General features: G+C 34.3%; 19 protein-coding genes and 3 pseudogenes. 18 read left to right on the top strand and 4 right to left on the bottom strand.

The window, feature by feature from the left end:
* Positions 1-195 precede the first annotated feature (195 nt).
* The 13 genes and pseudogenes from Q9306_RS08260 to Q9306_RS08325 all read left to right on the top strand — a co-directional run.
* Positions 196-672 carry a PH domain-containing protein gene (locus tag Q9306_RS08260; RefSeq protein ID WP_306197162.1) on the top strand — a complete coding sequence of 159 codons (477 nt, stop codon included), beginning with the start codon at positions 196-198 and terminating at the stop codon, positions 670-672.
* Positions 665-2,089 carry a PH domain-containing protein gene (locus tag Q9306_RS08265; protein WP_306197164.1) on the top strand — a complete coding sequence of 475 codons (1,425 nt, stop codon included), beginning with the start codon at positions 665-667 and terminating at the stop codon, positions 2,087-2,089. Before Q9306_RS08260 ends, Q9306_RS08265 begins: the two co-directional genes overlap by 8 nt.
* Positions 2,090-2,467: 378 nt before the next feature.
* Positions 2,468-9,133 (top strand): DNRLRE domain-containing protein, encoded by a 6,666-nt coding sequence (locus tag Q9306_RS08270; protein ID WP_306197166.1) that lies wholly within the window; start codon positions 2,468-2,470, stop codon positions 9,131-9,133.
* A 138-nt stretch (positions 9,134-9,271) separates the two neighbouring features.
* Positions 9,272-9,922: a hypothetical protein gene (locus tag Q9306_RS08275; protein WP_306197168.1), complete on the top strand. Its 651-nt coding sequence runs from the start codon at positions 9,272-9,274 to the stop codon at positions 9,920-9,922.
* Between the two features lie 495 nt (positions 9,923-10,417).
* Positions 10,418-11,140, top strand: a complete 723-nt coding sequence (locus Q9306_RS08280) for a DUF4261 domain-containing protein (RefSeq protein WP_306197169.1) — start codon at positions 10,418-10,420, stop codon at positions 11,138-11,140.
* 205 nt (positions 11,141-11,345) lie between these two features.
* Positions 11,346-12,032, top strand: a pseudogene (locus Q9306_RS08285) (RHS repeat domain-containing protein); the annotation flags it as partial.
* A gap of 7 nt (positions 12,033-12,039) precedes the next feature.
* Complete coding sequence (locus Q9306_RS08290) at positions 12,040-12,279, top strand: hypothetical protein (RefSeq protein WP_306197173.1); 240 nt, start codon at positions 12,040-12,042, stop codon at positions 12,277-12,279.
* A 253-nt stretch (positions 12,280-12,532) separates the two neighbouring features.
* Entirely contained in the window at positions 12,533-12,829 is a 297-nt protein-coding gene (locus tag Q9306_RS08295; RefSeq protein WP_306197175.1) for a hypothetical protein, read from the top strand.
* A 97-nt stretch (positions 12,830-12,926) separates the two neighbouring features.
* Positions 12,927-13,296, top strand: a pseudogene (locus tag Q9306_RS08300) (RHS repeat-associated core domain-containing protein); the annotation flags it as partial.
* A 385-nt stretch (positions 13,297-13,681) separates the two neighbouring features.
* A complete protein-coding gene (locus Q9306_RS08305; RefSeq protein ID WP_306197177.1) occupies positions 13,682-14,152 on the top strand; it encodes a hypothetical protein in 471 nt (156 codons plus the stop codon).
* Between the two features lie 508 nt (positions 14,153-14,660).
* On the top strand, positions 14,661-15,014 hold the full coding sequence (locus Q9306_RS08310) for a YxiJ family protein (protein WP_306197179.1): 354 nt from the start codon (positions 14,661-14,663) through the stop codon (positions 15,012-15,014).
* 297 nt (positions 15,015-15,311) lie between these two features.
* On the top strand, positions 15,312-15,809 hold the full coding sequence (locus Q9306_RS08320; RefSeq protein WP_371932354.1) for a barstar family protein: 498 nt from the start codon (positions 15,312-15,314) through the stop codon (positions 15,807-15,809).
* 31 nt (positions 15,810-15,840) lie between these two features.
* Positions 15,841-16,038: pseudogene (locus tag Q9306_RS08325) on the top strand (hypothetical protein); the annotation flags it as partial.
* A gap of 116 nt (positions 16,039-16,154) precedes the next feature.
* Here Q9306_RS08325 and Q9306_RS08330 read toward each other — a convergent pair.
* From Q9306_RS08330 to Q9306_RS08340, 3 genes are all read right to left on the bottom strand, one after another.
* Complete coding sequence (locus Q9306_RS08330; RefSeq protein WP_306197181.1) at positions 16,155-16,361, bottom strand: hypothetical protein; 207 nt, start codon at positions 16,359-16,361, stop codon at positions 16,155-16,157.
* A gap of 58 nt (positions 16,362-16,419) precedes the next feature.
* Positions 16,420-17,046 (bottom strand): hypothetical protein, encoded by a 627-nt coding sequence (locus tag Q9306_RS08335; protein WP_306197320.1) that lies wholly within the window; start codon positions 17,044-17,046, stop codon positions 16,420-16,422.
* A gap of 255 nt (positions 17,047-17,301) precedes the next feature.
* On the bottom strand, positions 17,302-18,570 hold the full coding sequence (locus tag Q9306_RS08340) for a helix-turn-helix domain-containing protein (RefSeq protein WP_306197183.1): 1,269 nt from the start codon (positions 18,568-18,570) through the stop codon (positions 17,302-17,304).
* A 274-nt stretch (positions 18,571-18,844) separates the two neighbouring features.
* Here Q9306_RS08340 and Q9306_RS08345 point away from each other — a divergent pair, with 274 nt between their 5' ends.
* From Q9306_RS08345 to Q9306_RS08365, 5 genes are all read left to right on the top strand, one after another.
* A complete protein-coding gene (locus tag Q9306_RS08345; protein ID WP_306197185.1) occupies positions 18,845-19,030 on the top strand; it encodes a hypothetical protein in 186 nt (61 codons plus the stop codon).
* A 3-nt stretch (positions 19,031-19,033) separates the two neighbouring features.
* The gene (locus Q9306_RS08350; RefSeq protein WP_306197187.1) at positions 19,034-19,702 is read left to right on the top strand and encodes a hypothetical protein; all 669 of its coding nucleotides are present in this window, start codon (positions 19,034-19,036) and stop codon (positions 19,700-19,702) included.
* Positions 19,703-20,803: 1,101 nt separating this feature from the next.
* Complete coding sequence (locus Q9306_RS08355) at positions 20,804-22,096, top strand: radical SAM protein (protein WP_306197189.1); 1,293 nt, start codon at positions 20,804-20,806, stop codon at positions 22,094-22,096.
* Entirely contained in the window at positions 22,093-23,013 is a 921-nt protein-coding gene (locus Q9306_RS08360; protein WP_306197191.1) for an ABC transporter ATP-binding protein, read from the top strand. Before Q9306_RS08355 ends, Q9306_RS08360 begins: the two co-directional genes overlap by 4 nt.
* Positions 23,014-23,835 carry an ABC transporter permease gene (locus tag Q9306_RS08365; RefSeq protein WP_306197193.1) on the top strand — a complete coding sequence of 274 codons (822 nt, stop codon included), beginning with the start codon at positions 23,014-23,016 and terminating at the stop codon, positions 23,833-23,835. It begins immediately after the preceding gene.
* 132 nt (positions 23,836-23,967) lie between these two features.
* On the opposite strand, the gene Q9306_RS08370 is transcribed toward Q9306_RS08365, so the two are convergent.
* Positions 23,968-25,638, bottom strand: a complete 1,671-nt coding sequence (locus tag Q9306_RS08370; protein ID WP_306197195.1) for a M4 family metallopeptidase — start codon at positions 25,636-25,638, stop codon at positions 23,968-23,970.
* Positions 25,639-25,821: the final 183 nt, after the last annotated feature.

Below are 25,821 nucleotides of genomic sequence, written 5' to 3' on the forward strand. Positions count from 1 at the left end.
AAATAGGGGGAGAGCGTGTTTTTGGGAATTAAATATGTTATTTATTCTTAAAATATAGGACCTTATAAAAAAAAGACACCCTTTCGAATGTCTAAAAGGGAAACATTCCCTTTATATATCTTGTTTTCCAATTATGTTTTTAATATGATTATAGAGTCATAGAAAAAGCTTAGATTATGAAGTAGAGGTGAAAGAATGCAACCGTTAGAAAATGAAATTAATCCAAAGATGGTAAGAGTATGGCAAATTAGCTCGCTCATTACATCTGGAATCGGTCTTATTATTACAATTGCTTATTTTATATTTATGATGAAATTTGACTGGACAGGCTGGATATTTGGGGCACTTGTAATCGGGCTTCTTGCGTATGCACCGCTCGGTTATCTTGTATTTCCAAGTTTACGTCAGCGCTATTATAGTTACGAATTAAACGAAGAGGAAATGGAAATTCAAAAAGGAATGTTTACGGTAGAGCGAGTACTTGTCCCGATGATTCGCATTCAGCATATTACAATTGAACAAGGGCCTATTATGCGTAAGTTTGATTTAGCTGAATTGAAAATTTCAACAGCCGCAACAGCGCATAGTCTTCCTGGATTGACGATGCGCGAAGCTGAGAGATTAAAGCGCCAAATTGCAGAACTGGCAAAGGTGAGTGATGAGGATGTATAAGCGGCAGCATCCGATTACGATTTTGTTTGAGGTAAAGCTAAGTAGTATTTTACCAGTATTTTTTGTTTTCGTTGTGAAAGACGGGACATTTCCCTTTTGGTATTTGATCCCGCTTCTGTTTATAGGCGCAGGAATTATTTTCAACTTCATTTCGTGGTATTACAAAATGTATTGGGTTGAAAATAATGTATTGCATATTAAAGAAGGTCTCTTTACAAAGAAAGAAAGCTATTTAAATAAAGAACGTGTACAAACGATTAATACAAGTTCAAATATTTTATATCAAATATTAGGTTTAACAAGACTTAAGATTGAAACAGCAGGCGGGGATGGCGAAGCAGAAGTACAGCTAGCAGGAATTACGCGCGAGGAAGCAGCGAATTTAATTGCAATGCTAAATAAAAATAGCGATGTGAAGGATGCACCTGAATTAGAAGTTCCTTCGATTGCAAAGAATGAACATACCGCAGTTGCTTATACATTAACGTGGAAAGAAATTTTGCTGGCAAGTATTACATCGGGGAAATTTGGTCTTTTATTTTCCATTCTTTTCGTTTTATCAGATAAAATTCGCGATATTATGCCGAATCATATCGTGAAGAAAATTGAGCATTATGTGGAAACGTATGTATCGGAAAGTGATATAGTTGGCTGGGGGTATATGATCGTTGCTTTACTTCTATTATCGTGGATTGTTTCAACGATTCAATATGCGTTGCAGCATGCGAATTTTACGATTTCACGTAAAAGAGATGAAATTCGTATTTCACAAGGTTTGCTAGAAAGAAAAGAGCTTGTCTTGAAAGCGCACCGTATTCACGGGATTAAAATGAAAGAAGGGATCCTTCGTAAACCTTTTGGATATTGCTCTGTTCACGTAGAAGCCATTCAAAAATTTGAAGAAGGACAAACAGATGTCACAATCCATCCGCTTATGAAAAAGAAAAAAGTATTAGAAATGCTACAATACTTACAATTGCCATATGATATAAACAGTGAGATGACAAAATTACCGAAAACGGCAATGAGACGTCATATGTTAGATAACTTTATATTCGCTTGTATTGTAGCAGTACCGATTATCGGTTCAAGTATTTATTTTCACAAACACTTTCTACTTGCGTTATTATTACCACTTTTCTTAGTATCCATCTGGCTTGGCTATGCGCAGTACAAAGCAGGTGGATATCGAATTGATGGCGATCAGCTAACAATGTCCTATCGCGGAATCGCCAAATATACTGTTTTTGTGAAAAGAAGACATATTCAATCTTTAAAGAAAAGCCAATCATACTTCCAGAAAAAAGATGCACTTTGTACATATAATTTCCATAATGCCTCGGCTGGTCATACGTTAGAACATGTACGTATGGAAGATGCGGAGAAGATGCAAAGTTGGTATAAGCGAGGGCTCTGATATATCGGCGATATTTTCAATATATCAGCGCTTTTCACAATATATCGACCGCTTTTTAGAATATATCGGCGCTTCGACATGGGATAAAGACCCTTCGACGATGTTCGACACGCCGAGTACATGAAAAGGAGCTGACAAAAGTCAGCTCCTTTTTTAACATGGAACATAAACTAGATTGATATTTTAGTTTGTGAATTAAAATGTAAATGTTTAATAATTTTACCAAAATTACATTAAAATAAAAAGGTTTATCAAAAAATGTCAGAAATTTGTGCGTTTTAATTGTTTTAAATTTCGAATTTTTTAAAATATATTGCCTTTATTTTCTACTTTTTTTACATTGGTTTTGTAATATTAAAAATTTCGCGAGGTGAATGTATGAAAAGGGAAAAAAGAAAAAGGCGATGGTATCGTTATGTGATTCAACTCATCGTGATGGCGTTAATCGTGTCCTCTATTCCGATGGAGGCAATTGCGGAATCGATGAACAATGGCAAACCAGCACAAGAGAACAAAGTTTCTTCTACTGAACAAACAAAGAAAAAGGCTGAGCAGAAGCAAACATCAGACGGAAAACCGACTGAAGTAGTAGAAGAACGAACCGAACACGAAAAAGTATTTGATAACAAGAATGGAACATATACAAAGAAAGTCTACACAGATCCCATACACACAAAAAAAGATGGGAAGCTAGAAGAAATTCAGCCAGAACTTGTTGAAAAATCCCCACAAACAATCGCGACAAAAACTACAAAGTTAAAACCAACATTTCAAAAAAAGTTAGAACAGAAAGAATACGCGGCCTTTGAAGTAGATGGTCACAAAGTTACGTATAAATTAATAGGCGCTAAAGGTGAGAAAGAACAAATAGGGCCATCTCAAGTTGCAGCTACTTATGAAAAAAATGAGATTTGGTATAAAAATATTTTTCCAAAGATCGATTTACGTACGATTACGTTTAATGACAAAGTAAAAGAAGATATTGTTCTGAATGAATATACAGGACATCATATCTTTACCTTCCAATTACAAACTACATTGACACCGAAGTTACAAGAAGACGGTTCTATTTTGATGGTGGATGATAAACAAAAGACAGTGTTTACATTGCCAAAGCCATTTATGACGGATTCTAATGTACATCCTGAATCAAATGAAGCACCGATTTCAGAAGATGTAAAGTATACGTTAGAGAAGCAAGAAAACAATACGTACAATGTAACCGTTACGGCAGATCCAAAGTGGCTGCAAGCTCCTGAGCGAAAATATCCGGTTTATATTGACCCGTCTATCACGATGGGGAGTTTCCAAGAAGCGTATGTATCGAGTGCCTATCCAAAGAATAATTATTCAAGGTGGGTGCTTTGGGACGAAGGGCAGAAAGCGCATACATTGAAAGTGGGTTATTTTGATAATCGTACTGGTTATAATTTTGCCTATACGAAGCCGGAACTTTCTAGTTTGAACGGTGCAATTGTACATGAAGCAAAGTTTTATGCTTATGCGTCGTGGCATTATTACGGAAATAATCCGAATGAAGTTTGGCTAGATGAAGTCAAAGGCGACTGGGATTACATTACGATGAACTGGGAAACAAAACCGTGGTCCGAAGAAATCGCAGTTGCGAATGTCAGCCGAAATCAATGGGCAGAGTTTAATGTCACAAACACAGTGAAAGCGTGGCTAAGCGGTGAGAGACCAAACTATGGATTTAAGCTGCATCCGAACGGGCGAGGACAAACACATTGGAAGAAATTTATTGCGGCTTATAACGGGGGAGATACAGCGCCGCATTTAGAAATTACGTATTCCTATCCAAAGCCGAATAAACCGCGATTATCAGCTTATTCAAACGGTATTGGAAGCGGAACAGGACATATTAATGTGAACTGGGATGCAATGCCGGGGGCAACGGGGTACCGAGTAGGAATTTTTGATGGGACAGATTACAACTATTATCAAGTTGGGAATACGACATCTTGGTCAACGAAGGATAAAAAAATCTGGCCAAATAAAGAGGAAGTAAGCCGCGGGCGAAGTGACCTTCATTTTGATGGATTAGGCGAAGAAGTGCCAACGAGCCCTTCTCAGCTGTATCAAAATGGTGGTTCTAAAGAACAAGGAAACGATAAACATGCATACAAAGTAAAAGTTGTAGCGGAGTATCCACATGATGAAATGAGTCCAGAATCAGATGAAGAAAAGGTATTTGTGCCGCTAGAAACACCAAAGCAGCCGAAATCGCACGCCTTTACGAATTTGACGGGTTCTCAATCGGGGTACATTGAGCTGAACTGGGATCAAATTCCTGGTGCTACAGGCTATCGTGTTATTTTTTATAATGGAAAGAGTCACGATGTATTTGATGTTGGAAATGTAACAAAGTGGTCTACGCAAGGAAAGAAAATCTATCCAACGGCAGATGAATTGAAAAATGGCCGCTACCAGTTCCATACAGATGGAAAGGGAGAAGAACTTGCGCTAAATCCTTCTAAGTTGTATGAGAATGCAGGTGATTTTAGAAGCGATAAATATTGGGTTCATATTCAAGCCTACAGCAATACCGGGCATGCCGAAAGTACGTATTCCCCGGACTACGGCATTAAAATGACAGAACCAACAGATATTTTCGGGTTAAAAGATTATATTGCTTGTGTTGATGTCATCGGCGGTAAAGTAAACGCGACGAACGGCAACTTTGTTATGGGTGAGTCGGACTTTACGTTATCAGGTCGCGGCCCTGATTTACGCATTGATCGTGTATATAACAGTAACAGTACAGAACAAGGCGTATTAGGAAAAGGCTGGACGAGTTCTTTTGATGAAAAAGTACAGGAGCAGCCAAATGGAGACTTACACTTTATTCATGAAGATCGTGCAGTCGATCGTTTTGAAAAAACGGGAGACAACTCCTACAAAGCGCCGCCGGGTGTCTTTTTAGAAATCAAGAAAACAGACGGCGGGTATACGGTTACTGATAAAGATCAAACGGTATCCGAGTACGATAAACAAGGTCGTTTAACAAAGGTAAAAGACGAACATGGCAATACGTTGACGTATCGCTATGAAAACGGCCGCGTTGTCGAAATTACAAACGCTTCGAATCGTAAAGTATCTTTACAGTATACAGACGGATTATTAACAAAGCTTGTCGGTCCTGAAAATCGTACAGTTACGTATACGTATAAAGATGGGCAACTAGTAGGTGTAACAACACCGAGAGGAAAACAATATCGATACGGCTATGAAAATGGGAAACTACGTTACACGTATGATCCGAAACATACAGAGCAAAAGCCGTACAAAACAACGTACACATATGACAATAACCGACTTGTGAGTGTAAAGGACGCACTAGGGAAAGAAACGAAACTCTCTTATAACAGTGAAGCAAGAGAAGTGACCGTTATTGATCCTAAAAATGTGAAAGACATGTATCACTACAATCTTGCGGGAAATCCAGCTAAAACGGTTGTAGATGCAGACGGATTAAAGCTAACAACAACGTATGAATATGAAACAAACAATTTAACAAAAAAGACAGACCCAAAAGACCAAGGAAAACGCGTTTCCGAAAGTTATACGTATGATGGGAAAGGAAACGTAACATCGGCGACAGACGCAATTGGAACAGAGAAGTACGAATATAACCAAAATAATGATGTAACAAAAGTAACAGATGCAGAGAATAAAACAGCATCTGTGACGTATAACGGTGCCAATGCTGTTTCGGAAACAGATTATAAGGCGCAAACATCATCTGTGACGCAGTATGATTCTTACGGAAATCCAGTTCGCGGCAGTTTAGAACTAGCACCGGGTGGCAACTTAATGCGAAACCCTGGTTTTGAAGCAGGGGGCGATCACTGGGAGCTGCGCGGATGGAACGATGGTGGGAAAAATGAAATCGATCGTAACGTTCGTGCTCCAGAGTTAGGACAAACGTCTTCTCTCCGCATGGATACAAAAGGCATCAATGATAGCTGGGGGGCAACGATCGCCAGCCAAAAAGTAGATGTTGAGCCAAATAAACCATACATTTTAAGTGGATGGATCAAAACAAGTGGCTTAGAAAAGGCGAGTGCTTATTTCTATGTCATTCAGCTAGATGAACATGGAAATCATGTAGGAACCATTTCGAATAATCATAGTAAAGTGAGCGGTACAACCGACTGGACAAAACGACAAGTACCAATTGTCACTTCTGATAAAACACGGCAATTAATCATTGAAGTCTTCACAGCCCATGAAAGCGTGGAAGGAAAAGGAACAGCTTGGTTTGATAATTTCCAATTAGAAGAAGGGCCCATTTCATCTTCTTTTAACCCAGTACCAAATCCGAGTTTTGAGTATTATAGAGACAGCGACAAATTAGAAGGTTGGCATACATGGCAAAACTTACCGAAAGATAATATCGGAGAAGGATTTGGTGGACATTCAGCGCTTGTGATGGAGCGTAAGAGTGAGGCTGATCCAAATCCAGACTTGCATTATCGTCAAGAAATTGCACTAAATCAAAGTCAGGCGAAAGACATTACCATTACCGCAATGTCAAAAGCGGAAAATGTGAAACATAGTAGTACATCTCAGCCAAACAAAGGATATTCTGTTTGGGTCTATGCAGAACATGAAGGTGGAACATGGAAAAGCTACTACATCACATTCCCGCTTGGCACAAAAGATTGGAACCGCGGAGCAGTTGTTATCCCAGCATCGGCAGGAGCGATAAAACGTATTCAGCTGCATACGATGCTTGATAAAGAACTGACAGGAAAAGCATGGTTCGATGATATTCGGATTATGGAGGGCAACCACTTAACGAAAACAGAGTATGATGAAGATGGAAATTTCATTACTGCAACGTATGATGAAGAAAACCGTAAAAATACATTTACGTACGATCCGTATGGAAACAAATCAAGTGAAACAGATGAAAAAGGAAATAAAAAGACTTTTGCCTATAACGAAGATAACCAATTAACGAAAACAACAATGGCAAACGGTACTTCTGTTTCTTACAGTTATGATGATAATGGAAACACAACAGAGAAATTTGTCACAGCCAGCGGAAAAACGCAAAAGAACATCTTCGAATATGATGTCGATAACAAACTAACCGTCTTCCAAGATGCATTATCTCGAAAAATTGTACACGAGTATGATGCAAATGCGAACCGAACGAAAACAACGCTGCCAACAAACACTGTGTTAGAATGGGAGTACGATGCGGCAAACCGAGCGATTAAAGCGAAACGAAACGGCAAAGATGCATTCTCGTATGCATATGATGAGAACGGAAATGAAACAAAAGTAACCGATCATATAAACGGAATCACCCGTGAAAAAGCATATGACGAAGGCAACCGCATCATCAGCATGACAGACCGCGGCGGCAGCGTAAAATGGTCATATCAACCAAAATCTCACAAACTAAAAGATACAACAATCAATCACGGTTCCTATAACAACATAACAAACTATGAATATAACGCCTTAAATCAAAATACGAAAGTAACCGATAACGGAAAAACATTCTATTTTGATTACGACGAATTTGGAAACGTCGTTCGTTATCAGGCTGGTAATGACGCGGCGGCCCAATTTACGTATGACCATACAAAGAAACTAACAAACTTACAAATTGGTACAAAAGATTCACAGCGCATTTTAGAAGAATCGTATACGTATGACGCAACAAGCAACCGCACCGCAATCGAACGTAAAAACGGTGACAAAACAGAAAAAACAACATACGCCTATGATTCTATCAATCAACTAGCAAAAGAAACATTGCCAAATGGTACAACCAAAGAATACAGCTATGACGGCTTTGGTAACCGTACAAACGTAAAAGTAACAGAAGCAGGAAAATCAGGCGTATCGACAACAGCCGTATTTAACGAAGGCAACCAGCTAACGAAATTCGGCAACGAATCCTTAGCATATGATGCCAACGGAAACCGTACATCTGATGGCAAATACAAATACACATGGAACGAAGCAGATCAGCTGATCGCCATCACAAAACAAGGCGAAAGCACACCATTTGCGACATATAAATACGATGACGACGGCCGCCGTATCGAAAAAACAGTGAGCGGAACAACAACCCGTTATCACTATGACGGCGACAGTATTAACCCATTATATGAAACAGATGGAAGTGGAAACGTCCTTCGCCAATATGTGTATTCAGTAGACGGCATCCGCCTTGCGATAAAGTCCCAAGGCCAAACGGTATACTACCACTACAATCCACGCGGTGACGTCATTGCGATGACAGACGAAAATGGACAAGTCGTAGCAAACTATGAATATGATGCATGGGGCAATGTCCTAAAGAGTGATGCAAAAGGCATCGCAGCAGAGAATCCATTTGGCTATGCGGGATATATGTATGATAAAGAGATTGGGATGTATTATTTAATTGCGAGATATTATAATCCAACTCATGGTGTGTTCTTGTCTGTGGATCCGGATCCGGGTGATGAGGATGATCCGATTACGCAGAATGGGTATACGTATGGGGATAATAATCCTGTTATGCATGTGGATCCAGATGGTCACTTACCTTGGTTGGCAATAAACGCTGGGTTTGCAGTGTATGATGGATATAAAGCTTATAAATCTGGTGCAAGTAAAAAAGTAATATTAAGAAGGGCTGCTTTAGGATTCGTCGGCGGTGGCAGACTCAAATTTGCTGGAAAGATTACAAGAGCAATTGGAGGAGGCAGTTTTAATAGTGTAAATAAATTAAAAGGTACAAAGTATGTAGGACATCATATGCCTCAGAATGCATACAATAAGACCATAGGTATAAGTAGAGGTAAGGGACCAGCATTACTTATGACAAAAGCAGATCATAAGCTAACAAGAACCTTTGGTGGTAAAGGAAAAGCTACTATGCGGATAGATAAAGGATTAAACGCTAGACAAAGATTGGCAAGAGATGTATGGGATATTAAACGTAAATTTGGTAAAAAATACAATTATGGTTTGAAGCAAGCTGTAAGATACGGACAAAAATTATATCCTAAAAAATAAATTTTTAATTATAATAGTATTTCACAAATAATATTCTGTGAAATACTATTATTCATCTTATGTGAAAAAGTACTTGGAAAATAAGAATTAATAGTAAAATTCATAGCAAAAATATTTTGTAAAGTAGGTGTTAGGTTTATGAAAAACTTAGGTTTTAGGGTGATATGTGGTAAAGATAAATATGATCATTACTTTGGTGGACAAACTTGGAATGTCCCTATATGTCCACAATGTAGTGAACCTGTACATCAAATATTTACTTTTGATTTAACAGACCCTAAGTTGCATGATGTAAGAGAAGGGAAATTACTAGAATTACCTCTTGTTTCTTGCTTAAATTGTTCTTTATATGAGGAAATGCAAAATTTTAAACTAGACATTGAGGAACGTCGTATAAGTATTATTAGTCAAAATGAAGTATTTGATTGGAGATACGAGGAAATAGATAAAATTTCTGTTCCTTTACCTAAAAGTAGTATGAAATTAGTAGATATGGAACCATATGATGTTCCTTGTGATGAAAACCAGTATGAACAAGCTTTTGAATCTATAGGTACCGATTATATTTGTAGAATACTTGGGTCTCCTTTGAATGTAGAAGAGCCAATAGATTCAAAATGTCCATGTTGTCAGAAAGATATGCAATATGTGGTTATGATAGCAGGGGAGGATTATGGTAATGAAGGGAATCTTACTGGAGGGATAAATTTTCAGATTGGAGAAAGTTATATATATTTTTTGTTATGTAAAAAATGTTTAATTCTACAAACGTTAACTCAGAGTTCATAAATTTTTATAAACACAGGAAAATATAATGTAAATAAATATAAATGTTGGTTTGTCATTTATATTAAATTGTATATAAACGTAAAATTTGATGGTGTAGAAGTGAATAGTCATTCAAAGTATTTCCGTTTATTAATGAAGTAATTCAATAGACAAAAGAATATGTGAAGCTTCCTTATGATGAGTGGGATTATTTGTTCACCTAATCAAAATGGAAAGATATTTTAGAGTAGCTCAGTTTAGAAAAACGACACATGGTTGTTGTTATAAATACAATTGGTTCAATGAATTTTTTTAAGCAACAAGTTAATATAGGTTTAGGATATCCAGATGAATAAATTAAAATTAATAATTTTCCTAGTCGCACAGAGGTAATTCAGGTTATAGCAACATTTAAGGATACAGGGAAGTTGAAGGCGCGATATTATGAACTGGATGACTTTGTTAATCATACAGAAAACTTTTATTAATTTGAATTTAATGAAGGAGTTTTAAAAAATGGCAGAACCTCAAATTATAATCGGAATACCTGGTCTTTGGAATGATAGAGCGGAATTAGTGCAAAAAGTAGTAAGAAAAAGTGGAGGGTATCTTCTAGCAGGTAACATTATACATAATGCCAAGGGAGATATTGGCTTTGAGGTAGATATTTACGAACATGATCCGTCTCTAGCAGAAGCATTTTTATATGCAGGTGGTGAACGCCTTGGGGAGGATATCCTTGGTGAGATAAGTAACCACATATATACAGTATATGTTATTGCTAAAGTAAGGAATATTCATACTGTAAAAGAAGTTATTGATGTTGGAATGGGACTCCTTAATGCAGGGGGAACTGCTGTGAAAATTGAAACTACTGGCGTAGCTTATTCTAAAGAAGAATGGAAAGAAATTGCAGATAACAAAGAATATTTCCTCATTTATTCGCATTTTGTGACGTTAGTTGGAGATGAGAATAGCTATTATTCATGTGGTATGCAGTCATTTGGCCTTCCGGATGTTGTAATATCTGCTCATATAGATGTAGAAGAAGCAGCTGATTTATTAAATGACTTTAATTTATATAATTTAGTTGAAATGCCTAAATTAAAAGATGGAGAGACAATTAGCTTTACGCAAACATCTCCTGTGTATAAGTTGGCTCATTGTAAGGATTATCGTTATGAACGAGATGACCTTTTTTATAATTCTTGTGGATTGTGGGAATTAAAAAAGGTTTAAATATAGTTAAGTTAGTGTGTGTGTGAATATAAGTGTTTAGGAAATAATGAAATTTTTATTTAGGGCTTTATTATGAACAGGTAAAAGATGTATTAATATTAAAAAATGGCAAAGAGGAAGGAGTCTAGAATAAGAGTCCTTCCTTTTTAATTTAAAGAAAGTGTCCCCGATGAGCGTATTAGCAAGATAAAATAAAAGCATCATAACAAATGGTAGAAACAATAACGTCTGTCTAGTCATGAAAACAGGTGAACAAACGGTATACTATCACTACAACCCACGCGGTGACGTCATCGCGATGACAGACGAAAATGGACAAGTCGTAGCAAACTATGAATACGATGCATGGGGCAATGTTTTAAAGAGTGACGCAAAAGGTATTGCAGCAGAGAATCCATTTGGATATGCGGGATATATGTATGATAAAGAGATTGGGATGTATTATCTAATTGCTAGATATTACAATCCAACTCATGGCGTGTTCTTGTCTGTGGATCCGGATCCGGATGGGCATAAATCTTGGAAACAGAAGTTTAATAGAGTTTGGTATGCAACAAAAGCGGAATTCAAAGCAGGGAGAAGAGCTGTTTGGAAATCTTACGCGGATAATTTTGGAGCACTTATTAGCACGGTAGGAACAGCATATGTAGGTTATAAATATGGTAAGACTAAATATCTGAAACAAAATACTCCTGCATTTAATAAAAAATATGTTAATAAATCTGCTAGGATAGCTGGGGTTAAAATGGCATCAAAATCCCTTGAGATTTTTGGGTTATTACCTGATGCATACACCTTTGTAACTGAGGGGTGGAAAGGTGGTAAAGCAGCATATAAAAGTTATGGTAGAACAGCATATAAAAGCTATGGGAAAAAGAAAAAAAGAAGGTAGATAAATTGTGTTAAAAATTATTATTGGGACATTAGGAGGATTGTGGCTTCTCTATGGTTGTATAAAAGAAAAGTGTTGGATTTCTGCTGGTATTGCAGCATTACTCGTTATATTAAGTGTTGTTAGTTTATTTACTGAATTTTTAAATGAACTTTCGTTTATGTATCAACTAATTATTGCTGTTACTTTATCATTGGGTGGAATTGTAGCATATACGTATGAATCAGAACGAAAAGAAAGACGATAATTAATTGTTAAAAATAAGAGAAGCCTATGAAAATTTATTACCAAGTGAAAGAAAGGTACTTCATAGAATTTTGGAAAGGTCGATTAGATGCTTAGAAAAAATCTAAGACAAAATCAAGTGTAAAAGTGGTGAATCGACTCCGCAGAAAAGCGATATTAACAAATACAAGTAAAAAGGCGACAAAAGCATTGTTACATTACTAGTTAGTATACGACAAAGATAAGGGGTAAAACAGGAACAATAGTGTGGGTGAATGGCTATGTTGAATTTTGATTTTATAGATAAAGTATTCTCTGTAATTCAGAAATATCCAGTAGGTATAATTGTAATGCTTTTCGGACTAGGGTTTATTTTTAATTGTATAAAGGAGAAATGCTGGTTATCTGCATTGGTTATGGGAGTTCAAAGTGGATTACTCATGCTTGGGATGTTTACAAACATATTAACAAACATTTTAATAAACGTTCCTCTTATAGTTCAATATATTGGTCTGATAATCTTTACAATCTTATGTTGTGTTGTATATGACTACGAAACATCTAAAGATTAAGTGTTATCGGCCACGGAAACGTCGTCATTAAGTTACTGAAAACGAGATACCCTAAAAACGAAAGAATGGGAGTATCTTGTTTTTATATCTACCTCAAATCGGCATCCGCCTTGCGATGAAATCCCAAGGTCAAACGGTATACTACCATTACAACCCACGCGGTGACGTCATCGCGATAACAAATGAAAATGGACAAGTCGTAGCAAACTATGAATACGATGCATGGGGCAATGTCTTAAAGAGTCATGCAAAAGGTATCGCAGCAGAGAATCCATTTGGATATGCGGGATATATGTATGATAAAGATATTGGGATGTATTATCTAATTGCAAGATATTACAATCCAACTCATGGTGTGTTCTTGTCTGTCAATCCGGATCCGGGTGATGAAGATGATCCTTTGACGCAGAATGGATATACGTATGTAGATAATAATCCAGTAATGCTGATAGATCCAGATGGTAATATACTGATAGCTCCACTTTTAATAATGGGGGCGTGGATAGTTGCTCCTCATGTAGGGCGTTATGTTGGTAAACAATTGGCTAAACGTGCTGTAAAGAAAACATTGCAGTATAAAGGTAAAATTGGAACACCGAAGAGAAAGGTAGTATTTGATCAGAGGAAGATACCAACAACAGGTGCAAGAAAAAATAGTATAACGTATCACTTTAAAAAGGGGAAACTATATCAAAAACGATATTATGATCACAAGGGGAGAGTTAGAAAAGATATAGATTATACTGATCATGCAAATCCTAAGGCCCATTCTGTAGTTCCTCAAAAACATTATTGGAAATGGAGAACTACGACATACTACGAGGTATCCTTTAAGAAAGAAATGGTGATATTATGAGATTTTATGTAGCAGATAATACAGGTTATATAAATGAAATGCTTTCATTTGTATTTGAGGATATGGGTAATTATAATTGGATATTTACAGATATGGTGCCACATGTATTTAAAAATGGTATAGAAGTGACGGATACTATATTTGAGCGAGAAAAATTTTATATCTTAGGTAAGGAACTCTATAGTTTTTTGAAAGAGTATGAAGTCTTACTTATATTTGGAGTAGTGATTGCTGTAGAACAGACAGATAGAAATGTTCTTAAAAATATTCCTGACTATCCAGTAATTCAAGATAATGAGCAATATTGGAAAGAAGATTACCATTTAACAATTCCAGGGTCTGTTATGGAAATTGGTTTTTTTGATACTGCATGTTTGATCTTTGCAAGTGAGAGTGAATACAATATAAAAAAATTTCAAAAACAGTTCCCAACAGCTATTTTGTACTCGGAGTATTTAGAATTATAGGATATGCCATTTGAGTCATAAAAAAGGAGGGTTCTGTTGTAAAGTTTCTCAAGAAATAAAAAGGGATATAAAAGTATGAGGAAATATTATGTAGTAGCTAGTGATTTCCGTAATTCATGATACACCGAAAAAGGCGGAGCCTGCTTGAAGACTTCGCCTTTTTCGGTGCACCCAGCATGCGTCTATTCTCTAGGGTTTAAGTCCCAAATCGTGAAGGCAGTAGTAATGATTGGATTAAGACAAGGGTGTCCGTGACGACGTGGAATCGGATGACAATAGAGGTCTATTTGCTGCAAAAAGAGCAGGTGTGAAAGTAAGGGTTCAATGGGCTACACCTAAGGAAATACAAAGAGAACTTAGAAACGGAAAACTAAGTACTAAAATAAAGGGACATCTATAAAAAGGAGGCTATTATATTAGAAGTGGTAAAATAATTACTTACTGGAATAACGATTGGAAAAAGAAGAAACGTTAGCAACTTCATTAATGAATGGATTGTGAGCTTAATATGTCAAAAATTAATTCAGAATTATTGCAAGAACTAGAGAATGTAAAAATACAGCTAGAGATCCCATATCCTTCAGATGATATAGAACAAATTGCATATGATTATAATCAAGAATGTTTAGCTGAGGATTTTTATAATTATTGTTCAATAATTGAAGGAAGTTTGAGTTACGCTCTTGATTTTAAAAAGATTCCAATTTATCAGAGAAAATTCTTATATAAAAACTTTTTTCAAACATATCCCCAATATACTTTTTTAGTTAGAGAAGGGCAAAAATATTTAGAATTTCATCAGCAGCTAATAATTTATGAATATACTCGCAAGTTATTAATTGCAGTTATTGAAACGTATTAAATTTATTTCGGAAGTTTAAGTTAGCTAAAGGGGCACTGAAAAGTGGAAGAACCTTAACTAAAATCTCTAAAAAGGCCTATCAAGTGCATAAACAGATAAAGCAAAATAATGGACGCGGAAGAGGACAAGTTTTACCAAGAAATACAACTTATCGAGAATATGACATAAACCCTTACGTTAAAGGTGAAAATAGGGGGCACAAAGATTAGTTATAGGAAAAAACGGAAAAGCATACTATACAAAGGCTCACTATAAAACTTTTGTTAAAATGCCTCGAAAGAAAAGGGTGATTAGATTATGGAGATAGAAAAGAAAATCAAAACATTAAATGAACCATTTTTTCATTTAGTAATTACAGATGAAATTTATGAATTAACAAAAATAAATTTTAAAGATACGTTTAAATATATATTAATAGACGGAAAAAAGTGTATGGATGTAGAAAGTTTGTTTAATGAATTTTCTACTAAAATGGAATTTCCAGATTACTTTGGTAGGAACTGGAGTGCTTTTGATGAATGTATCAATGATTTAAGTTGGCTTAGTGCTCAAGGATACGTAATATTTATTAGCGATGTAGATCAGGTGCTTGTTAAAGAGGATAAAGATTTTAGGATATTAATGGACATTTTATACGATTGTTGTGAAGAATGGTCACAAGGTAGAGAGTACGGCAAATTTATTACGATACCGTGTCCATTCCACATCATACTTCATTCTAATATGAAAATAGGAAGCCCTACTATATCACGACTAAAACAAATAGGAATCGAAGAAATTGATATTATAAAATGAGAAGCTTAATTTAATATTTTTGCGAGCTATCTACTCTAATAATTCTTTTTATTCTTTTATTTGTAATGGATTGCAGGTCGATTTTAATAGGTTTGGTAAACAATTAAATTCTCTTTCTCTTATAGACAATTATAAGGATGCTCAGGAAATTATACATTTAATTGATCAGGGGGAAATTGAAGCAGAGGAAGTTTTGTGGTATCCGTGGCTAATTATTAAGTACACATAATAAGTTAGAGAATCTGGAGTTATTTAAGTCTGTGTAATTTGGGGACGTTTGTAGAGTAGTAGATTTATATTTACAGCAATAAGCACTTGAGAAATAAATCTCAAGTGCTTATTGTATTATTTACTATCTCTTGTTCTTTCAGGAATAAAACTAGAAAGGAAAATGGCAACAATTATTGCTAGACTGAAGTTTTCAGTAGTATCAACCTCTAAACCGTTTTTCCATTGATATATAAAGGATAGCAATATTAAAAGTATAGAAATTCCAGCCGAATATCTTACTACTTTTTGCTTATTTCCAGCTTCGTTTCTTTTCGTACTCATATTTATCCCTCTTTCATATTTATTAGGTAAAGTATGCTGCGTTGTTATTCCTTTCATGTCATGCTGTTTGTTTAATCCATTGTAAGACAATTAAAGGCAGCATAATTTTTTTGAAATCAAATGACAGCTGAATTTGTTCTTCTAACTCTCCGTGTATATGCAATTTCTTTTGTAAGGCTAACATACATTCTGTAGTTTGTTCTTTTAACCTTTGATACATAAATTCTTTTGAATGCTGGATACTTTCGTTTTGATTTATCATATATCCGATAGCTACTGGCCCTTTTTGTTCGCCTATTCTCGCCTTCAATTCTTGAATATTTATATCTTTTAAATGAACAAAATAATCATGATAAAAATCAATTGAATACGTACCTGGTGTCGATATACCAGTTACAACATTCGGCTCAAAAACAAATAGAATAGGCACTAAAGCTGTAAATGTTTGATTGTGAAATGCTTCGTATAGAATTTGAGCTAACGTATTAATATGAATTAATGGTTTAACTAGACTACTCATTTCTTTTTGTAACGCTTGTTTATTCAATGGATGTTTATAAATATGATAGGGCAATATTTCATGTTCATTTGAACAGATTTTTAAATATTGATTATTTTCATTACTCTGATTCAAATGATAGTTTATATTGTCTATCATATTTGCAGAACGTTTTGTCTCTATTATCAGAATGACTACACCTCCTTGCTGTTTGACTTTCTGTACTTAAAATATACGTGTTCATTTATGTTAATAACAATTAGTAAAATTTCATTAAAATTTTGGTGAATTATTAGGTATTTTAAACTTGATATTTCACTTAATTTGAAATATTAGGAAATAATTAATCTCCTTAGTCTGTATATTCGAAGAAATTAATACGTTTGTATGGAAGCATTCTGGCGTGGATGAATACATAAGAAATCCCACTTAAAGCTGCGTTTAAGTGGGGGGGAGTTGACTCAATATTTTCAGATATTTTGCTGACATTTTATAAGCGCGATTATCATAAAAATAGTTTCCTAGTTCAGTAGCAAGTTCACGAACTAAAGGGTATTGTTTTTTTTCTAGGCCCATTTCAATAGCTGTTTGCATATTTTTCTCGTATCCATAATCATCTCCTCTTAGTTTGGATATCTTCCCCTTCAATCCGTATAGTTGAACATGAGCGAAAGGTACATCAGCAATTGATAAAAAATGAAATGCCTCATCCATTAATTTATTAACAGTTTTCCAATCTTTAAGTTCTATATGAATCTCTATTAAGCCTCGGAACATGTATATCTTTTGACTCTTTTGGTAGAGAAACTCACTTAGTTGCAAGCTTTCTTCATAGTACTTAATAGCATTCGTATAGTCTTTCAAGCCGTGATAAATTTTTCCGTAATAATACGTAATTATAGGTAAATACATAGAATTATAATTTTTTTTCACTCCAAGTTCTGCCTGCTGTAAGGTTTCGAGAGCTTTGTCATATAATACATCTGATTCATACAGAAGTACAAGCATTAAAAGAGCATTTATTACTTCATGCTCCATATTAAATTTTTTGTACAATCTGTAGGCTTTTTTAGCATACAACCGGCCAATACTTTTATCTTTATAAAGCTCTTTATTTACATGACATAGATTATAATATATATGGGCGTGTTGTTCAGTTTCTTCTAGGCCAAGTAAACCCTCTACCTTCACATAAATTTCATGTGCAGCCATATAGTCTTGTTTATTATAAAAATAATGACCTCGAGCCATGAAATAATATATAAAATCTTCGGAATATTGAGGATCTACTTGATTTGGGATGACTTGCGAAGCTTGATCTACAATTGGTGCTACATGTAGTAAATTATCATTTCGAGAATGATAGTATATTAAAACACCATAAGCCTTTAATAATAAAAGATTCGAGTCTGTTTCACGAACATACAGTTCTAAAGAAGCTAAGTCTTTGTTGCTTATAAGCACATCATTTTTATACTTATTACATATTTCAAGAAGCTTAGGCTCTATATCCTCATAATCTGCATCGACAAGAAAATTATAATCAACATCTAGTTTTTTAGCGACCTTTTCCAAAAAAGAAGCTGAAGGTTTAATTTGTCCATTTTCAATCCTACTTAAATAAGTTATCGAACAGATACCGGATACTAGTTCTCCTTGTGTGAATTTTTTATGTATACGTATTTGTCGAATACGTTCACCAATGTTCATATCTTCATTCCTTTCTTTGAATGATCTAGTTAGGTTATTTTCGTGCAAAATTATAAGAATAACGCTTATACGTATCACTCTAAATATGAAGGAGAGGTACAGCACAACTGCAACTTATGGTTTTGGCTAGTAATACTTATTTGAATGCATATGAAATTTGTATTTCCTTTTACTGACATTACTATATTATACCAATTTGCTTAGGGGCACGCCTAACAAAATTTATCTTCCATCTAAAATTGATGTTTCGTACTTTTGAGGAAGAAGTCTTCTGGTGGAAAACGAAAAACCTATTGAAAAATTTTTAAGTACAGAAATTCGACCAGTAAGGAGAGAGAGTCGCTTTGATGCTATAGAAAAAAGTACTATAAATATGATAGACAATATTATGTTTACAAACATTCATTACGTCAAAATACATAGCAAGCCAAAGAGTAAAATATCAGGAGGAGAGAAATGAATAATGAGAAAATATAAACTAAATATAAACAGGCATGACTTATGGAAAGGGTGTATCTTAAAATCTATTGCACATGCGATTAATGTTGCTCATTATCCAGACTTTTCATACGAAAGTTCTTGGGATGGGTTTAATTATAATATTCAAGATGGAGATGGAGCCCGTGGAACAGTAACTTTCCACCCAGAGTACTGTATTGGGGCATTTCAAGATTTAAGTAGTGAGAGAAGTGAATTTGTAAGAGATGCGGTAAGTTACTTTCAAGGAACATCCGATAGAATGATAGAAATAGCTAAAAGTGAAACGCTTCAATATTTGTTAGTAGATGTAGATGATGAGATGCTACCTTTAATTACGACAGCTTTTTGGATAGAAGATCAAAACGCTTATTCAATGGATTTATTTGAAGAATTACAAGAACAAGGTGGTTTTTTATTAGAGATTCAGATGCTTGATACTGCATCTGCAATGGAAGCTTTAGAAGAAGAATATGAGATGTCTAACGAACAATTACAGCTTTTGAAATTAGTATATGAAAAAAGAATTCAAAGTCCTGAGGGAGAAATTAAACTCTCAAAAGATGAGGTAGCATTGATTGGAACGAGTGATATAGAGGGACTTAAAGAAAGTAAAACATCTTTTGAAGAAATGAATATTACTTGGGAATTTTAAGGGATTTATTGTTAGTGTGTTGAAAAATGTAAGTTATGAGAAGGGAGTCCTAAATTATATGGACTCTCTTTAATTATGTTGAAAACTTATTGTTAAAACAATTTACACAAAAAAAGTTCTTTAAATCTACTGAAACGGCATTATTTTGTTTAGTACCATCGTTCTTATGAAGTGGTTTTTAAATTTATTTTGTGCTTCGTAACAAACGTACATTTTCGTTATATATAGAATAGCTATTTAAGTGCCAAAATTATTTGCTTCTCTATTTGGTAGTTTTATTCGAAAAAGTCGGAATAATCTAAATATTATCAAAAATGGATATCAAATTTTGATAAATATTAACAGTTTGTCGACGGTAAAGTGATTCTTTTAGAAGAATTTAATGTTAGGACACAATTTGGACAAACTTTAATGAGCATTTTTTTATGGTAAGTAGATTGTTAAAAAGAGCGTTAAATCAAAGTTTAATTAGATTAATAAAATATTTGAAACTAATTTGTTATTTAACTGAAAATATTTTATAAAACAAAACTTACATTGATTAATTTTACATAATTGGTTTATTATGGATATGAAAGGAGGGGGAGAAATGAGTCGAAATGAATTTTTATCATTAGAAGAGCTTTTAACTAGATCTTTAGTGGACACATTAAGACGTTGTGGGAATCGTAGAACAAAGCGCACAAAATAAGGAGCAATAATTCTATATGTTTCTTATGAGAAAGGAGGGGGGAGAAATGAGTCGAAATGAATTTTTATCATTAGAAGAGCTTTTAACTAGATCTTTAGTGGACACATTAAAGCGTTGCGGAACTCGTAGAACAAAACGCACAAAATAAGGAGTAATAATTCTATATGTTTTTTATGAGAAAGGAGAGATAGGAATGAGTCAAAATGAATTTTTATCATTAGAAGAGCTTTTAACTAGATCTTTAGTGGACACATTAAAGCGTTGTGGAACTCGTAGAGCAAAACGCACAAAATAAGAATAAGATTATTGAAATACTTAATGAGGGCTAGACAATCTGTCGTGCCCTCTTACTACTCACTAATTTTTTAAATGTATTCTTACATAAACTAAAAATCTATGGGGGGATAGAAATGTATCCATACGTATTGAACGATGTTACAATTCATTATTTTGGAGAAAAAGGAATAGCTGTAAATCATAAAGATGGTAATCATTACTTTTTAAATAAAAATGAATTAATCTTATTAGAGAAATGTAATGGAAATAATTCTATTGATGATATCGTTCAAGAAACAGCTAAGGAAATTCAACTTTTTGATATTTTAAGAGTTCATAATGCCATTTCTAAATTTATTAATTTTCAAATGCAGAGGAATTTAATAGGTTTAAATGAAATTTCGTACTATATACCCATACATTTTACTGGGAAAAAGGGTTATGAAATTCCAATGGAAATTTTATTAGAGATAACAAACCGATGTAATCTTAAATGTATTCATTGTTATAAAGAAGCTGGATATGATAAAAAAGATGATATAGACATAAAGAAATTATTAACAAAATTAGAGTATTTTAAGGGGCATATACATTCACTTCAAATCAGTGGTGGAGAACCAATGAGTCATCGTTACTTTTTTGATATTTTAGACTATTGTACAAGGAATTTTTCAACTTCTCTTACCACAACGGCAACAATGATTAATAAACACAATGCCCACAGATTTATAGATGTGGATAATGTACAAGTTTCTGTTTATGCAGCTACACCAGAAGAACATGATAAAATCACTTTAGTACCTGGTTCTTTTCATAGAACTATGAGAGGAATTCAAGAACTTGTGCATAAAGAAAATAACGTTACCATCTCTTCTATTATAACAATGGAAAATTATATGGTTCTGGAGGATATCATTCGATTGGCAGTAGACATGGGGGTACAAGCTATAAAATTTGGAGAGTTTAGTAGATATGGTAGAGGGGAGAATTTAGGAGAAGAGTGGGAATTAGCTAAGGATATAGATACCTATGTAACGAATCGGATTTCAGAATTAGCTACAAAGTACAAAGATAGAATTAATGTTGAGAATTATTATGATGATTTACTCGAAATGAAATTTGATTATAATCATAAAGGTTTTTCATGTGGGGCAGGTAATTTATCATGGACAATTAGTGAATTTGGTAATATTAAACCTTGTGTTTTTCTTCCTGAAAATAGATTTAAAACGGGAAATATATTTGAAGATGATATGGATGTACTATTTAAGAAAAATCATATTCTGAATTTACATACAAACATTGTAGAGTGGGAGCATAGCTTAAATGACCAAAATATGAGTTCTAAACAAATATGCCCAGTTATGAAAAACTATGAAGAGTTTTTTGATAATCAATTGTGGAAAACGGATGGGGTTAAACAATGATAAGTGTAGAAATAAGTAATGTAAGTAAAGTATATAAAACAAAGCATGAAAGCGTACAAGCTGTAAATAATGTGAGTTTTTCATTACGAGAAGGAACGATTACATCATTATTAGGACCTAATGGATCTGGAAAAACAACTTTAATTAAGATGATTTGTGGGTTAATTATTCCGGATCAAGGAGAAATTCAGATTAAGGGCATGTCTGTTACGAAAGAAACAAAGAAAGCTTGTGCAGCGGTAGGTTGTATTTTAGAAGGAGAACGTAATATTTATTATTACTTAACGGTTTACGATAATCTTTACTATTTTGGTACTTTAAATTTTATTCCTAAAAAAGAGCTGAAATTAAGAATTGATTCTGTTCTCCAACTATTAGATTTAGAAGATAAAAAATATGAACTTGCATCCAATCTATCACGAGGAATGCAACAAAAACTTGCGTTAGGAATAACTTTAATAAAGGATGCTGAAATTTTGCTTTTGGATGAACCGACATTAGGGCTAGATGTTACATCTACTAATCATCTTTTAGATACGTTGAAGAAATTAGCTAGTGAAGGGAAAACTATTTTATTGACTACACATCAATTGGAGCTTTCTCAACGGATTAGTGATGATATTATTCTATTTAACAAAGGGAAAATTTTTCAACATACATCAAAAGAATCGTTACTTAAAGAAGCAAATGCCGGTGCTACGTGGGTGAAACTTTCTATCAATGTTACAGATGCGAAAGAGATAAATATGATTTTTTCTAACGTTCCATACGAACATGTAGACGAAAATGAGTGGGCAATTCCAGTCGAACATTTACCTATGGTTCTGAAACAACTAGATATACACGGTTTAGAATTATTAGACTTAAAGAAAATTGAAAAAAATCTAGAAGATGTTTTTTTAGAATGGGTGAAATAAATGAGACAATTTGTTTATATTTTCCGAGCAGAGTTTTGTAAGTTTAAAGGGGAGTTTAAAAAATATTATATAGATTCTTTTGGTGATATTGTTGCATACATTGTTTTATTTTGCGGGATATTTTTTACGGTCTTTAAGGATTATGAATGGTCTAATGAAGCTTTCTTTCAATTAATTATGGGGCTGTTTGTGTGGTACATTGCGATTGGTGCCATCGCTAATTTTACTTTTATCTTACAAGAAGAAATGGAGTTAGGTACTTTAGAACAAATATATTTAACACGCTCGCCGATCATGAAAATTTTAATCGGAAGGGCATTAGGTTCTTTTATATTTGACTTGTTAAGCGGGATTATTTTATCCCTTGGTACCGGTATTGCTATTTCAGTATTTACAAAACAATATTCCTTCTCTGTATTCACTCTTAATATTTCGTGGATATCTCTTGTGATTGTTATGATACTTACAATGATAGGGATTTATGGATTTGCTTTTATATTGGCGGGCATTTCCTTAGTTTATAAACGAATTAGTGCTATTGTAGGTGTATTAAATAATATCTTTTTATTCTTTACAGGTATAACGATAGCATCATCTTTCCCGCCCCTGTTAGAGGGGATTTCAAAAGTATTGCCGATCACATGGGGGATCATTAATTTAAAGGCGATCATATTGAGTAAGTATTCTTTTCAAGAGTTAATCACAAACTCGTCATTTACTTTCTTATGTTTAAACTCTTTTTTATACTTATTAGTAGGTATTACAACGTTCAAATATTTAGAGGCATACTGCAGAAGAAAGGGAACATTGGGGCATTATTAATGCATCAATGTTTCTTTTTTTATTTTAATGCGTACAATTCCAAGGATCATTCAGAAAGAATGTAAAAAGGACACCCCACGCCAAATATTCCACCGCAAGTGTGTCCTTTTACATTTTTAATCAATGAAACTATTATTTTACGCCTACGTCATTCCAAGCTTTTTCTACAGCTTTATATGTTGCACTGTTAACACCGTAGTAATCAGCAGCGGATTGCAATAAAGCAGCACGTGCTTTACTGAAATCACTTGTTGGTGTAAGGTACGTTGTTAAAGCACGGTAATAGATTTTTTCTGCTTTTTCTTTACCGATAGCATTGATTGTTAAATAAGCAGCTTTATTTGGAATACCGCTATTGATATGTACGCCGCCATTATCGCCTTCTTCTGTTGCTGGTAAATATTGATAGTTGTTCATGTGAGCGGGTTGATCATATTTTTCAGGATTTGATAAGCTGCGGAGTGCATCTCCTTTAACGCCTGGTGTATATACCGCTTCTCCTATATCCCAATTGGTTGGATCAACAAAATATCCAAATACATCAGAAAAAGATTCATTTAGTGCCCCAGATTGATTTACGTATCGAAGATCAGCTGAATATTCAGTCACAGCATGTGTTAATTCATGTGCAACGACATCAAGCGCACCTGATAGCGGTGCAAATTCAACACCATCGCCATCTCCATAAATCATTTGTTGACCATTCCAGAATGCATTATTGTAGTTTTTTCCATAATTGATTGCAGAGCGAATTGTTGCACCTTGTCCATCAAAACTGTTGCGGTTATGAATATTTTTATAATAGTCATATACTTTTCCTGCATAAGCATGAGCATCAACCGCAGGAGCTTGGTCCTTATCTACCCAAGCATTATCGTTATCGAATAGAAAGTAATTCTTTGGATTATCTGCTTCGCTATGATTAACCGTAAATGTTTCAATAACGCCACCATTCATCGGTTTTGTTGTGTCTTTTAAGTAGTATTTTTTATATTGGCTACTGTAAGTTGTATTAAGATCTTTTCGATCACCTAATACTCCATGGCCATAGCCTTTTTGTGGAGTATCTGCATCTGTAACTGCATTATATGAATCTACAATAGTTCCATCTTCTGCGTTTACATAGATTTGCCAGTTTGCTCCATAAGGTTTAATGAATTGTAATTGTACTTTATAAGTTAAGTAATAATTTCCGTCTTTTTCATAAACAACTAAATCTGAAGTTTCATTTGTAGATTTTTCATTTTCTTTCATTTGTTCTAACGGAGCGCCCGTTGTTTCTGCAAATGTATCTTTTTTCGCTAGATTAATATGCTTCCATGCATTTGAAAGAGCTGTTTCTTTTGAAATCTTTGCTTTTGTATTTTCTTTTAACTGCTCTGCCGCAGCTGGATGTACGTCTCCGTTGACTGTTGTTACTTTTCCATCACGATTTGTATGAACAATGAATTTTGCACCGTCAACAGGTACTTTATTAATAGATTGATTGTACACATAATGTTTCATGCCTAAATCATCTGACTTTACTTCTTTCAGTGTTAAGTCAGTTTGTGGGTTGATTTTAAATAACTCTTTATTTTCTTCAAGGAACGTCTTCACTGCTTTTTCTGATTCTACTTTTTTATCAGATAATTCCCCTGAAAGGAAGGATGGATTTCCTTTCTCATCATTCCACGTTTTTTGAACGACTTCCATTTTATCCAAAGCTGCTTGCTGAGATGCTTGTTCTTCTGCAAATGCATTTGAGAACGGGGCACCTAAAACCATTCCGGTTGCTAGTAATGTAACGACTGATTTCTTCATTTCTGTTTCTCCTTTTAATATTCCGTGTAATAAAGATGCATCTTATTAAGGAGTATACAAAAAAAACCATTCTCTTGTGGTAATATATGCAAAATTACATATATTAAAATTTTAACGTTGTTTATATTTTTGAGAATTCTTTATCTATTCCTTGGAATAGAGATATCCTTTTTGCAATGATTT

This window comes from Bacillus multifaciens (genome assembly GCF_030756675.1).
GTDB classification, from domain to species: domain Bacteria; phylum Bacillota; class Bacilli; order Bacillales; family Bacillaceae_G; genus Bacillus_A; species Bacillus_A multifaciens.

Bases quoted from the DNA above. Each gene is read 5' to 3' on its own strand.
- Q9306_RS08260 (WP_306197162.1), top strand. From the start codon at position 196: ATGCAACCGTTAGAAAATGAAATTAATCCAAAGATGGTAAGAGTATGG.
- Q9306_RS08265 (WP_306197164.1), top strand. From the start codon at position 665: ATGTATAAGCGGCAGCATCCGATTACGATTTTGTTTGAGGTAAAGCTA.
- Q9306_RS08270 (WP_306197166.1), top strand. From the start codon at position 2,468: ATGAAAAGGGAAAAAAGAAAAAGGCGATGGTATCGTTATGTGATTCAA.
- Q9306_RS08275 (WP_306197168.1), top strand. From the start codon at position 9,272: ATGAAAAACTTAGGTTTTAGGGTGATATGTGGTAAAGATAAATATGAT.
- Q9306_RS08280 (WP_306197169.1), top strand. From the start codon at position 10,418: ATGGCAGAACCTCAAATTATAATCGGAATACCTGGTCTTTGGAATGAT.
- Q9306_RS08295 (WP_306197175.1), top strand. From the start codon at position 12,533: ATGGCTATGTTGAATTTTGATTTTATAGATAAAGTATTCTCTGTAATT.
- Q9306_RS08305 (WP_306197177.1), top strand. From the start codon at position 13,682: ATGAGATTTTATGTAGCAGATAATACAGGTTATATAAATGAAATGCTT.
- Q9306_RS08310 (WP_306197179.1), top strand. From the start codon at position 14,661: ATGTCAAAAATTAATTCAGAATTATTGCAAGAACTAGAGAATGTAAAA.
- Q9306_RS08320 (WP_371932354.1), top strand. From the start codon at position 15,312: ATGGAGATAGAAAAGAAAATCAAAACATTAAATGAACCATTTTTTCAT.
- Q9306_RS08330 (WP_306197181.1), bottom strand. From the start codon at position 16,361: ATGAGTACGAAAAGAAACGAAGCTGGAAATAAGCAAAAAGTAGTAAGA.
- Q9306_RS08340 (WP_306197183.1), bottom strand. From the start codon at position 18,570: ATGAACATTGGTGAACGTATTCGACAAATACGTATACATAAAAAATTC.
- Q9306_RS08350 (WP_306197187.1), top strand. From the start codon at position 19,034: ATGAGAAAATATAAACTAAATATAAACAGGCATGACTTATGGAAAGGG.
- Q9306_RS08355 (WP_306197189.1), top strand. From the start codon at position 20,804: ATGTATCCATACGTATTGAACGATGTTACAATTCATTATTTTGGAGAA.
- Q9306_RS08360 (WP_306197191.1), top strand. From the start codon at position 22,093: ATGATAAGTGTAGAAATAAGTAATGTAAGTAAAGTATATAAAACAAAG.
- Q9306_RS08365 (WP_306197193.1), top strand. From the start codon at position 23,014: ATGAGACAATTTGTTTATATTTTCCGAGCAGAGTTTTGTAAGTTTAAA.
- Q9306_RS08370 (WP_306197195.1), bottom strand. From the start codon at position 25,638: ATGAAGAAATCAGTCGTTACATTACTAGCAACCGGAATGGTTTTAGGT.